The sequence below is a fragment of the Microbacterium sp. SWDP-B6 genome (genome assembly GCF_059803615.1).
The window spans coordinates 227,777-240,122 of the sequence record NZ_JAPFGV010000001.1; the positions used below are offsets into that span (position 1 = coordinate 227,777).

At 67.0% G+C, this 12,346-nt stretch carries 10 protein-coding genes; 6 read left to right on the forward strand and 4 right to left on the reverse strand.

Annotation, left to right across the window (positions count from 1 at the left end):
• Positions 1 to 11: 11 nt before the first annotated feature.
• From OPU70_RS01145 to OPU70_RS01155, 3 genes are read right to left on the reverse strand one after another with little or no spacing between them, the layout of a single operon-like run.
• Entirely contained in the window at positions 12 to 1,943 is a 1,932-nt protein-coding gene (locus OPU70_RS01145; protein WP_056377356.1) for an ABC transporter ATP-binding protein, read from the reverse strand.
• On the reverse strand, positions 1,940 to 2,857 hold the full coding sequence (locus tag OPU70_RS01150; RefSeq protein ID WP_042537660.1) for an ABC transporter permease: 918 nt from the start codon (positions 2,855 to 2,857) through the stop codon (positions 1,940 to 1,942). Before OPU70_RS01150 ends, OPU70_RS01145 begins: the two co-directional genes overlap by 4 nt.
• Positions 2,857 to 3,840, reverse strand: a complete 984-nt coding sequence (locus tag OPU70_RS01155; RefSeq protein ID WP_042537659.1) for an ABC transporter permease — start codon at positions 3,838 to 3,840, stop codon at positions 2,857 to 2,859. Before OPU70_RS01155 ends, OPU70_RS01150 begins: the two co-directional genes overlap by 1 nt.
• Positions 3,841 to 4,080: 240 nt before the next feature.
• Here OPU70_RS01155 and lepA point away from each other — a divergent pair, with 240 nt between their 5' ends.
• From lepA to hemW, 3 genes are all read left to right on the forward strand, one after another.
• Positions 4,081 to 5,934: a translation elongation factor 4 gene (gene lepA, locus OPU70_RS01160; RefSeq protein ID WP_079112964.1), complete on the forward strand. Its 1,854-nt coding sequence runs from the start codon at positions 4,081 to 4,083 to the stop codon at positions 5,932 to 5,934.
• A 72-nt stretch (positions 5,935 to 6,006) separates the two neighbouring features.
• The gene (locus tag OPU70_RS01165) at positions 6,007 to 6,660 is read left to right on the forward strand and encodes a DUF1990 domain-containing protein (RefSeq protein WP_079112963.1); all 654 of its coding nucleotides are present in this window, start codon (positions 6,007 to 6,009) and stop codon (positions 6,658 to 6,660) included.
• 16 nt (positions 6,661 to 6,676) lie between these two features.
• Positions 6,677 to 7,894, forward strand: a complete 1,218-nt coding sequence (hemW, locus tag OPU70_RS01170; RefSeq protein WP_498556999.1) for a radical SAM family heme chaperone HemW — start codon at positions 6,677 to 6,679, stop codon at positions 7,892 to 7,894.
• Positions 7,895 to 7,907: 13 nt separating this feature from the next.
• On the opposite strand, the gene OPU70_RS01175 is transcribed toward hemW, so the two are convergent.
• Positions 7,908 to 9,323 (reverse strand): carboxylesterase/lipase family protein, encoded by a 1,416-nt coding sequence (locus tag OPU70_RS01175; protein WP_498557000.1) that lies wholly within the window; start codon positions 9,321 to 9,323, stop codon positions 7,908 to 7,910.
• A gap of 91 nt (positions 9,324 to 9,414) precedes the next feature.
• Here OPU70_RS01175 and hrcA point away from each other — a divergent pair, with 91 nt between their 5' ends.
• From hrcA to OPU70_RS01190, 3 genes are read left to right on the forward strand one after another with little or no spacing between them, the layout of a single operon-like run.
• Positions 9,415 to 10,446 (forward strand): heat-inducible transcriptional repressor HrcA, encoded by a 1,032-nt coding sequence (gene hrcA, locus OPU70_RS01180; protein ID WP_498557001.1) that lies wholly within the window; start codon positions 9,415 to 9,417, stop codon positions 10,444 to 10,446.
• Positions 10,447 to 10,485: 39 nt separating this feature from the next.
• Positions 10,486 to 11,601 carry a molecular chaperone DnaJ gene (gene dnaJ, locus OPU70_RS01185; protein ID WP_042537649.1) on the forward strand — a complete coding sequence of 372 codons (1,116 nt, stop codon included), beginning with the start codon at positions 10,486 to 10,488 and terminating at the stop codon, positions 11,599 to 11,601.
• Between the two features lie 14 nt (positions 11,602 to 11,615).
• Positions 11,616 to 12,344 carry a 16S rRNA (uracil(1498)-N(3))-methyltransferase gene (locus tag OPU70_RS01190; protein WP_498557002.1) on the forward strand — a complete coding sequence of 243 codons (729 nt, stop codon included), beginning with the start codon at positions 11,616 to 11,618 and terminating at the stop codon, positions 12,342 to 12,344.
• Positions 12,345 to 12,346: the final 2 nt, after the last annotated feature.

Sequence of the window (12,346 nt, forward strand, 5' to 3'; positions counted from 1 at the left end):
CGGTAAACAGGTCAGCTGGCGGCGATCGCCTCGGCGTCGAAGCCTTCGACCGGGAGGATGATCCGCTCGCGGGTGCGCTCGATGTCAGGGTCGGGAATCGGGATCGCCGACAGCAGCGCCTTCGTGTACGGATGCTGTGGATCGTCGAACACCTGATCGACATCACCGTGCTCGACGAACGATCCCTTGTACATCACGGCGACCCGGTCGGCGATGTGCCGCACGACCGCGAGGTCATGGGCGACGAACAGATACGACAGGCCGAGCTTGGCCTTCAGCTCGTCGAGCAGGTTGATCACGCCGGCCTGGATCGAGACGTCGAGCGCCGAGACGGGCTCGTCGAGCACGACGATCTTGGGGTTCGTCGACAGTGCTCGTGCGATGCCGATGCGCTGACGCTGGCCGCCCGAGAACGCCTGGGGGAATCGATCGCTGTGCGCGGGGTCGAGACCGACGAGCCCCATGAGCTCTTCGACGCGGTCGAACACATCGTCCTTGCTCATGCCGATCGCGAGCATCGGCTCGGCGATGATGTCCCAGACGGTCATTCGAGGGTCGAGTGCCCCCATCGGATCCTGGAACACGATCTGCAGGTCGCGGCGGAGCTTGCGCTCCTCTGCACGGTTCTTGATGTCGGCGACGCTGGTGCCGCCGATCCGGATGTCGCCGTCCTCCTGCTCGACCAGGTCCATGATCTGCAGCAGCGTCGTGGTCTTGCCGCTGCCGGACTCGCCGACGATCGCGAGGGTCTCACCCTGGCGGATGTCGAAGCTGATGCCCTTGACAGCGTGCACCTCGCCGACCTTGCGCTTGAAGAATGCGCCCTTCATCAGCGGGAAGATCTTGTTGAGGTTGACCGCCTCCAGCGTGATCGGGCGATCCTCGCGCGGCACCTTGGCGAGCGTGCTCTCGGGGATCTCGGGGATCGGGAACACCGGCAGCCCGCCGATCTTCCCATCGTCGTCGATGTCGTTCGCGCGGATGCAGGCGACCGAGTGATCGGTGTGCCCGCTCGTGGTAATCGGCAGCAGGTCGGGCTCACGCTCACGGCACGCATCGATAGCGATCGGGCAGCGCGCCGCGAACGGGCACGCATCCGGCAGGTTGATCAGCAGCGGAGGGTTGCCCTTGATCGGGATCAGCGGCACCTTCTCGGTCTTGTCGACGCGGGGGATGGCTCCGAGCAGGCCGATCGAGTACGGCATCCGGGTGCGGTAGAACAGTTCGCGCACCGGTGCGTGCTCGACGGGCTTTCCCGCGTACATCACGAGCACGTCGTCGGCGGTCTTCGCGACGACGCCCATGTCGTGGGTGATGATGATCATCGCGGCGCCGGTCTCCTCCTGCGCCTTCTCCATGAGCTCGAGGATCTGCGCCTGGATGGTGACGTCGAGCGCGGTGGTCGGCTCGTCGGCGATGATCAGCTTCGGATTGTTGGCCATCGCGATGGCGATCACGACGCGCTGACGCATGCCGCCGGAGAACTCGTGCGGGAACGCCTTCATCCGGCGCTCCGCCTCGGGGATCCCCACGAGCTTCAGCAGCTCGACCGAGCGGTCCCAGGCATCCTTCTTCGACAGTCGACGGTGCACGGTGAGCGCCTCGATCAGCTGGTCGCCGATCGTGAAGACCGGAGTGAGCGACGTCAGCGGGTCCTGGAAGACCATGGCCATGCCGTTGCCGCGGATCACCGAGAGCTGCTTGTCGGACTTGCCGAGAAGCTCCTGGCCGTCGTAGATGATGGAGCCGCTGACCTTGGCATTGTCGTCGAGCAGGCCCATGATCGCGAGCGAGGTGACGGACTTGCCTGAGCCGGATTCGCCGACGATACCGAGCGTCTTGCCCGCTTCGAGATCGAAGGAGACGCCACGCACGGCGTCCACGCGACCAGCTTCGGACGGGAAGCTGACCTTGAGGTCGCGGACGGAAAGAACAGTACTCATGCGCGACCTCCAGCCGCCGAGGTCGGATCGAGGGCGTCACGCAGACCGTCGGCGATGAGTGCCATCGAGACGGTGAGCAGCGTCAGCGCCGCCGCGGGGAAGTAGAACAGCCACGGCGCACTCACGAGCGTGCTCGAGCCGTAGCCGATGAGCGCACCGAGCGAGACGTCGGGCAGCTTCACACCGAACCCGAGGAACGACAGGGCGGTCTCGGTGAGCACCGCCGAGACGACGCCGAGGGTGAAGTTGATCACCAGCAGAGAGCCGATGTTCGGCAGCATGTGGCGGATCACGATCCGCATGCCCGAAAGGCCGGCGTAGCGGGCGGCGTGGACGTACTCGCGCTCGCGGATCGACAGCGACAGCGTCCAGATGACGCGCGCGGGGAAGAACCATCCGACGATGAAGATCATCACGAGCGAGATCACGAGCCAGTTTCCGCCGGCGTCGTTCGAGATCATCGCGAGGATGAGGAAGTTCGGCACGACCATCATGAAGTGGATGATGGCGAGCATGATGCGCTCGTAGCGTCCGCCGAAGTACGCGGCCGTCGCACCGACGATGGCCGAGACCACGGTCGTGCCGATCGCCACCAGCGCAGCGATCATCATCGAGCGCTGGAGGCCGACAGCGACCTGCGCGAAGTTGTCGTTGCCCGATCCGTTCGTCCCGAACCAGTGCTCGGCCGACGGCCCCGTGCGCAGCGCGAGGAAGTCGAGGTCGGTGTGCGAATAGGGCGAGATCAGCGGACCGACGATCGCGAAGACCACCAGCAGAGCGAGGATGACGACGCCGATCAGCGCGCCGCGGTTGCGCATGAAGCGACGCGTGTACAGCGTCAGCATCGAAGTGCGCTTGCGGTTCTTCGGCTTGTCTGCGATTTCGGGGGAGACCCCGATGCTTTCCAGAGCCATCAGCTCACCCGCACTCTCGGATCGAGGACGACGACGGCGATGTCGGCGAGGATCGCGCCGATCGCGGTCATCAGGGCGCCGAATGCAGCGACCGCGACGACGCCGTGGATGTCGTTGTTGTTGAGGGTCTGGATGAAGTAGCGCCCCATCCCGTTCCAGTTGAAGATCGTCTCGGTCAGCACCGCACCCGTGAAGACGGCCGGGATGGTGAATGCGACCTGCGTCGTGACGGGGATCAGCGACGTTCGCAGAGCGTGCTTGCGGATCGCCTGCTGCTTGGTCAGCCCCTTCGCCCGTGCGGTGCGCACGTAATCGGCCTTGATGTTGTCGAGCAGCAGCGAGCGCTGGAGGAAGTGGATGCCGGCATACCCCGTGAGTACGAGGGCCAGCGTGGGGAGGGTCAGATGCTGCAGCACATCGACGAGTACGGGGAAGAAGCCCTCCACCCCCTGACTGGACGAACCCACCACGTAGAAGACGGTCGTGCCGACCGCGTTGTTGAAGTTGATCGCCAGAAGGACCAGAGCGAAGCCGGCGACGACGGTGGGGATGTTCATCGTGATGATGCTCGTACCCTGACCGATGCGGTCAGCGAGCTTGTACTGCCGCGAGGCGGTGTACACGCCGAGGGCGATGCCGAGGATCGTCGTGATGATCGTCGCACCGAGCACGAGCTCGGCACTGATCCAGACGCGGTAGGCGACCTGCTCGTTGATCGACTCGCCCGTCGGGCTGAGGCCCCAGTTCCAGTGGAAGAGGATGTTCGAGAACCAGGTCCACCATCGCTCGATGAGAGGCACCGACTCGCTGAGGTTGCGAGGACCCAGCAGATTGTCGATCTGGTCGGCGGAGAGAGGAGGACGCCGTCCGACGTAGTTGTTCTCAGGGTCGAGGTACAGCCACGCGAGGAAGTAGGTGATGTTCGTCGCGATGACGATCATCAGCACCCAACCCAGCAGGCGGCGCAACAGATACTTGATCAAGGTGATGATTCTTTCTCTTTTACAGACGCACGCGGGATCCGCCGACGCAACGCTGAGCCGGGAAGACAGTCAATCACCATCAGCCGATCTGCGCGACACGACGCCTCCACTTGGTCTGTGACGGAGTCTTGTCGCTCACGGGATCCGGTGTCACGGATGGCTCCCGGGCAACCTCGGCAGAATATCACCGGATCGGACGAAGCGGGCATTAGTCGCGCCTCACCGTAGAATCGTCAGGACATGTCACCACGCGCCCTCACTCCGCTTCAGCCTGCCGCGACGCCTTCGGCGCAGATCCGCAATTTCTGCATCATCGCGCACATCGATCACGGCAAGTCGACCCTCGCCGACCGCATGCTCCAGATCACCGGCGTGGTCTCGGACCGTGACATGCGCGCGCAGTACCTCGACCGCATGGACATCGAGCGCGAGCGCGGCATCACCATCAAGAGCCAGGCCGTGCGGATGCCGTGGGAGATCGACGGCGAGACCTTCGCGCTCAACATGATCGACACCCCGGGGCACGTCGACTTCACGTACGAGGTGTCACGTTCTCTCGCCGCGTGCGAGGGAGCGATCCTGCTCGTCGACGCTGCCCAGGGCATCGAGGCCCAGACGCTCGCGAACCTCTATCTGGCGCTCGAGAACGATCTGCACATCATCCCGGTGCTGAACAAGATCGATCTGCCGGCGGCCGATCCCGACAAGTACGCCAAGGAGCTGGCATCGCTCATCGGCGGCAAGCCGGAGGACGTGCTGCGGGTTTCGGGCAAGACCGGTGTGGGGGTCGAGGAACTGCTCGATCGCCTGGTCAAGGAGATCCCGGCGCCCGTCGGCGATGCCGACGCCCCGGCCCGAGCCATGATCTTCGACTCCGTCTACGACGCCTACCGAGGCGTGGTCACCTACGTCCGCATGATCGACGGAAGTCTGTCACCGCGCGAGCGCATCCAGATGATGTCCACGGGTGCTACCCACGAGGCGCTCGAGGTCGGCGTGTCGAGCCCAGAGCCGGTGCCCACCAAGGGTCTGGGTGTCGGCGAGGTCGGCTACCTCATCACCGGCGTGAAGGACGTGCGGCTCTCCAAGGTCGGAGACACCGTCACGACGGCGCGCAGGCCCGCGACCGAGGCCCTCGCCGGCTACACCGACCCGAAGCCCATGGTCTTCTCGGGCATCTACCCGATCGACGGCAGCGACTATGCGGAGCTGCGCGAAGCGCTCGACAAGCTGAAGCTCTCCGACGCCTCGCTCCAGTACGAGCCCGAGACGTCGGTCGCCCTCGGGTTCGGATTCCGATGCGGTTTCCTCGGCCTGCTGCACCTCGAGATCATCACCGAGCGTCTCGAGCGCGAGTTCGGTCTCGACCTCATCACGACCGCGCCCAGCGTGATCTACGAGGTGCTCACCAGCGACACCGGCGAGACCGTGACGGTCACGAACCCGAGCGAGTACCCCGACGGGCGCATCGGCTCCGTGTCCGAGCCCATGGTCAAGACGGCCATCCTGCTGCCCAAGGACTACGTCGGCACCGTCATGGAGCTCTGCCAGTCCCGCCGCGGCTCGCTTCTGGGCATGGAGTACTTCTCAGAGGAGCGCGTGGAGCTGCGCTACATGATGCCGCTCGGCGAGATCGTCTTCGATTTCTTCGATCAGCTCAAGTCGAAGACTCAGGGTTATGCGTCGCTCGACTACGAGCCCGCCGGACAGCAGGAAGCGGACCTCGTGAAGGTCGACATCCTGTTGCAGGGCGACAAGGTCGATGCGTTCAGCTCGATCGTGCATCGCGACAAGGCCTACGCGTACGGCACGCTCATGACGGAGCGACTGCGCAAGCTGATCCCTCGCCAGAATTTCGAGGTGCCGATCCAGGCCGCCATCGGCGCCAGGATCATCGCCCGCGAGACGATCAGAGCGCTGCGCAAGGACGTGCTCGCCAAGTGCTACGGCGGTGACATCAGCCGTAAGCGCAAGCTCCTCGAGAAGCAGAAAGAGGGCAAGAAGCGCATGAAGATGGTCGGACGGGTCGAGGTCCCCCAGGAGGCGTTCATCGCTGCACTCTCGGGAGATGTCGAAGGCAAGGAAAAGAAGTAGGAGCTCTGCGGGTCGGGCGGTTCCGGCGCGTACAGGGTGATCCTCCAGGGAACGGGAAGTAGGCTCGAAAACATGCGGCGCGGGACTTTCCGAGACGACACGGTGGACTATGCGGCCGTGGGTGCGACCCACGCGCCCGACCTGATGCAGTACCCGCCGGAGCGCAGCATCCCTGCGGAGAACTCCTGGCGGATCGGCAGCGGTGTCGAGCGGTTCCGGTCTGCGGGCGAAGCACTCCTCACCTGGACGGCGCAGCGCGCATCAGGTCTGAGCGTCGATGATGTCCGTCCGGCTCCCGGCCCCGCGTACGCAGGTGTGAGCTTCGATGCCGAGGGAAATCCGATCGCCCCGAGCAAGAACGACGTCGAGCAGCGTTTCGATGCCGAGGGAACTCCGTTCGCAGGGCCGGGGATGACTCTTCGTCTGCATGGGCGTGTGAGTGGGATGCGAGCGGATGCCGAGCTCCGCGTGATCTCGGTGACCGAGGAGAAGCGACGGATCGGCTTCGTGCTCGGCACCGTCGGCGGGTCGGTCGTGCGGGGCGAGGAGTCGTTCGACATCGACTGGCGCGAAGACAACGACGAGGTCTGGTTCACGGTGCGGGCGTTCGACGCCCCCAACTCCCTGCTCTACCGCGTCATCCCGCCTCTCGTGAAGCGTCGCCGACGTGAGCTCTTCGCGCGCTATCTGCGGGCGATCTCGCCGCTGTACGCGACCCCCGTCTGATGGCCGCACCTCTCTGATGGCCGGCCCGCTTCCTCTCGGCGATCCGGCACCGGCCGACGGCCGTCTTCCGTCCGATCTGCCGATCGATCGCGCCGTGCCTTTCTCGGCCTATCTGCACGTCCCGTTCTGCCGGGTGCGCTGCGGCTACTGCGACTTCAACACCTACACGTCCGGCGAGCTCCGAGGCGCGAAGCAGGAGGACTACGCCTCGACGCTGATCACGGAGATCGACCTCGCGAGACGCGTCCTCGCGGACGCGGGCGCGCTGCGCCCCATGGACACGGTGTTCTTCGGCGGAGGCACGCCCACCCTGCTGCCGGCCGGTGACCTCGCCCGCATGCTCGATGCTGCGACAGATGCGTTCGGGCTGGTCGACGGCGCAGAGGTCACGGTGGAGGCGAACCCCGATACGGTGACGCCGGACGTCGCTCGAACCCTCGCGGATGCCGGGGTCACGCGGCTGTCGATCGGCATGCAGTCGGCCGTTCCCCATGTGCTCGCGGCTCTCGACCGCACCCACCGGCCCGAGAATGTGACGACAGCCGTCGCGGCAGCGAAGGATGCGGGTCTCGCGGTCAGCGTCGACCTGATCTACGGCGCGCCGGGGGAGTCGCTGGCCGACTGGGAATCTTCGATCGAGGCGGCGCTGGCGCTCGAGTCCGACCACATCTCGGCCTATGCGCTGATCATCGAGGACGGCACCAAGCTCGCCCGGCAGATCCGCCGGGGCGAGGTGCCGTCGCCGGACGACGATCTGCAGGCCGACATGTACGAGCTCGCCGATGCGCGTCTCGCGGCGGCGGGCTTCGACTGGTACGAGATCAGCAACTGGTCTCGCAGCGTGGACCAGCGCTCGCGACACAACCTCGCCTACTGGCGGGGCAGTGACTGGTGGGGGTTCGGTCCCGGTGCGCACAGCCATGTCGCTGGTCTGCGGTGGTGGAACGTCAAGCACCCGGCCGCCTACGCTCAGCGTCTCGCGGCCTCGGAGTCGCCCGCGGCGGGCACCGAGCGCCCCGACGAGGAGTCCACGATGCTGGAGCGGGTCCTGCTTCTGAGCCGGATCCGCGAGGGGATCGCGGTCGCCGACCTCCAGGCAGACAAACACACCAGGGTCGCCGGCCTGATCGCGGACGGACTCCTCGACCCGGCCGCCGCAGTGCGCGGACGCGTTCAGCTCACTCTGCGCGGTCGGCTGCTCGCCGACGCCGTGGTGCGCGAACTCACCGACTGAGCAGAGACGCGCGCTACGGAAGCAGGTCGAGCGCGTCGGTCCGTCGCTGCGGCACCGTGGCGCTGTCGGTGTCGAACAGGCGGGTGGTGCGCTCCGCACCGAAGACCGGCCAGCCGGGTTCTCCGGTCTTGATGAAGGAGACCCACGCGGAGTGCATCTCATCGGCGAGCCCCTGCGGCGCTTCAGCGCCTGCGAGGCGCTTCGCCTCGGGGTCGCCGAGGCGATCGAAGACGAACCCCAGCTCGAGCGCGTGCGCGGCACGCAGGTCGCGGACGGGACTCCGCCACGCGAACTCGTAGACGTAGGTCGGTGCCGTGCGCGCCCTCGCCAGCGTCGTCAGTGGCCCTCGCAGCATGATGTCGGTCGCGAGCTGGCCGAAGATCTCGCCCGTGGTCGCGCCGGGAAAGGCCGAGCGATAGGCGGCGACCGCTCGGCGGGGGATCCGCAGAGCGAGTCGTCCGAGCAGCAGCTTCATCTCGCTGATTCGGGCGAGGGCTGCGGGTGGGAACCAGAGCCGGTACTCGTCGGTGTTGCTCCCGATGAGGAGCGGCACGTCGGCGCCGGCGAGGACCTCGTGCGGAGAACGCGGCAGAGCCCCGGCATCCACAGCGAACTGGAATCCTGGGGCTCCGCCGAGCGGAGATGACCCTGCGGCCTGCTGGCGCCGTGCCTCCAGCAGCTGCTCGGGGGAGACCGTAGCGAAACCCGCTCTGTCGGCGGCGACTCCGAGCCGCTTGGCGAGCTGCGCCGTGACGCGGCCGGCCTTCTTCGCCGTCTGCGCTTCGAGCGGCCCCGACTCGATGATGGCCCGCGCGATCCGCGCCCGAGACGAATCGTTCGCGAGGAGCCCCGCGACGATCGCACCGCCCGCGGACTCGCCCATGACCGTGATCTGCTCCGGCTCTCCGCCGAAGGAGGCGATCTCGCGGTGCACCCAGGCGAGTCCCGCTGCTGCATCCTGCAATCCGAGGTTCCGGGGAGCGTCCTCGAGCACGGAGAATCCCTCGGATCCCAGGCGGTAGTTGATCGACACGAAGACGATCCCGGCGCGTGCGAAGCCGGCGCCGTCATACAGCGGGATGGCTGCGGTGCCTCGTTCGAGCGCGCCACCGTGGATCCAGACGACGACCGGGGCGCGGTCGGCGTCCTGAGGCGTCCAGATGTTGGCGGAGAGGATGTCGTCGCCGGGAATCTCGACCGAGCCCAGCAGCTCGCCGGTGGCACCGGGGTAAGGAAGCTGAGGCGCGGTCGGCCCGAACGCCGTGGCATCCCGGATGCCGTCCCATGAAGGAGCCGGCTGGGGCTCGCGGAAGCGATTCGGTCCGAAGGGCGCCGCCGCGTACGGGATGCCGAGGAAACGCCGAACACCATCGACCACCTCGCCGCGCACGATTCCGGCGGAGACCGCGACCTGTGGGGCGACACTCATACCCGTCATCGTATGGCGATCAGCATGTGGTCGGAACGGGCGGGTAGAATTGGCACTCGTAGCCAGTGAGTGCCAAAGGGAGGGAGTTGCGATGGTCAGTGAAAGAGGCCTCCGGGTTCTCCGCGCGATCGTGCAGGACTACGTCGAGACCCACGAGCCCGTCGGCAGCAGGTCGATCGTCGACCACTACTCCTTCGGTGTGTCGGCTGCGACGATCCGCAACGACATGGCACTCCTCGAAGACGAAGAGCTGATCGCCGCCCCGCATACGTCGTCCGGTCGCGTCCCCACCGACAAGGGGTATCGCGTCTTCGTCGACCACCTCGCGCAGCTGCGGCCGCTCTCGGTCGCCCAGCGCACGGCGATCGAGTCCTTCCTCACCGCTCCCTCTGATCTGGACGACCTGATGGTGCGCACCGTCCGGGTGCTCACGCAGCTCACGGGTCAGGTCGCCCTCGCGCAGTACCCGTCGTTCGCCCGCGCGCACCTGACGCATCTCGAGCTCGTGGCGCTCGCTCCCAATCGGCTGCTCATCGTGCTCGTCACCGACGCGGGCGGCGTCTCGCAGCGGATCGCCCCCTTGCCCGTCGATGTGGATGATGCCGACATGGCGCTGCTCCGTGCGCGCCTGTCTGCGCTGATCACCGGGCGGGCGGTGAGCGATGCGGCTGAGCGGCTGCAGACGCTGCTCACCGACGATGAGCATTCGCACGACATCGTGCTTCGCGCACTCGCGACCATCGTCATCGACGAGCTCGGCGCGTTCCGTCAGGAGCGCCTGGTGATGGCGGGTGCGGCGACCCTCGCGAAGCGCGAGCAGGACTTCCGCGGCAGCATCCATCCCATCCTCGAGGCGATCGAAGAACAGGTGACCCTGCTGCGCCTGATGAGCGAGATGGAGGCGGACTCTCATGGCCTCGCAGCCAGCATCGGCACCGAGAACGCGTCATTCGGACTCGGCGAGGCATCGATCGTCGCCAGCAACTACGCCGCCCCCAGCGGCACGGCGCGCGTCGGCGTGATGGGGCCGACTCGCATGGACTATCCGAGCAATCTCGCGGCGGCACGGGCGGTTGCCCGCTACCTGTCGCGGATGCTCGACGAAGACGAGGCGGCCCGCTGACGCGGCCGCCCAGATGACAGCACACGCAGAAGGGCCATTGTGGCAGACCACTACGAGGTACTCGGCGTCTCTCGCGACGCCTCCACCGATGAGATCAAGAAGGCGTACCGGCGCCTCGCCCGTCAACTCCACCCCGACGTGAACCCGGGTGAAGACGCCGCCGAGCGGTTCAAGCTCGTGACGCACGCCTATGACGTGCTGAGCGACGACGACTCCCGCCGCCGCTACGACATGGGCGGGGGAGACGGAGCGGCGAACGACTTCGGCGGGTTCGGCGGCTTCGGAGACATCTTCGAGACGTTCTTCGGCGCAGGCCAGGGCGGCGGGCGCGGAGCGCGTCCGCGGTCACGGCGTGAGCGCGGCCAGGACGCCCTGGTGCGCGTGACCCTCGATCTCGGCGACGTCGTCTTCGGCGCGCACCGCGACATCGAGGTCGACACGGCCGTGCTGTGCGAGACGTGCAACGGCTCGTGCTGCCAGGAGGGAACGTCGCCCGTCACCTGCGACATCTGCGGCGGTTCCGGTCATGTTCAGCGTCAGGTGCGGAGCCTGCTCGGCAACGTCGTGACGTCTCAGCCCTGCGGCACCTGCGAGGGCTACGGCACCACCATCCCGTACCCGTGCGGCACGTGCGGAGGTCAGGGTCGGGTGCGCTCACGCCGCACCGTCTCCCTCGACATCCCCGCCGGCGTCGAGACCGGACTCCGTCTTCAGCTTCCCGGCTCCGGCGAGGTCGGCAAGGCCGGCGGCCCGAACGGCGACCTGTACGTCGAGGTCTCCGTCAACCCGCACCCCTCCTTCAGCCGTGACGGCGACGACCTGCTCGCCACACTCGAGGTGTCGATGCCCGATGCCGTCCTCGGCACCGAGACGACCATCCAGGGGCTCGACGGCGAGGTCGATCTCGAGATCCGCTCGGGCGTGCAGTCTGGCGACGTGCTGACCATCAAGGGCCGCGGCATCACTCCGCTGCGAGGAAACCAGCGGGGCGACCTGCGTGTCGGCGTGCAGGTGGTCACCCCGACCAAGCTGGACTCTGCGCAGCGCGCGCTCATCGAGGACTTCGCGAAGAAGACGAAGGCGCCGGGTCCGCAGCTGGCGCAGTTCCAGCAGGGACTGTTCTCGAAGCTCCGCGACCGCTTCCGTTCGCACTGATCCGGACGGCGATCATGGCACTCCACTTCCTCGTCGAGAACTCCTCGGATGCCGCGGTCGGCGACCTCGTGTCGCTCACCGGGGCTGAGGCCAAGCACGCCGCGGTCGTCCGGCGGCTCCGCGTCGGCGAGGCGGTCACGGTCGGCGATGGTGCAGGGGTGTGGCTCACCGGCGTCGCCGAGGAGGTATCACCGTCTCGGGTCGAGGTGCGCGTGTCGGTCCGATCCGAAGAATCCGCGCCGCATCCGCGGATCGTCCTCGCACAGGCTCTGGCGAAGGGCGATCGCGACGAGCTGGCGGTGCAGGCGGCGTGTGAACTCGGGGTCGACGAGATCGTCCCGTGGCAGGCCAGCCGCAGCGTGTCCCGTTGGGAGGGGCCGAAGGCCGTCAAGGGGCGCGAACGCTGGTCGACGATCGTCCGAGAGGCCGCCAAGCAGGCGCACCGCGCCTGGGTTCCCGAGGTCTCGCCTCCGGCGACGACGGCAGACCTCGCGGTGCGTGCAGCGTCTCAGCGCCTGCTGCTGCTGGATCCGGGCGCATCGACGCGATTGTCCGAGCTCGAGCCGGACGGCCGCGACATCGTGCTGGTCGTCGGCCCGGAGGGTGGGATCTCCGATGAGGAGCTCACGAAGCTCTCCGACGCCGGTGCGGAACTGGTCCTCCTCGGGGAGACGGTGCTGCGCACCTCCACTGCAGGTCCTGCGGCGATCGCCGTGCTGTCGGTGGCGCTCGGTCGCTGGTGAAC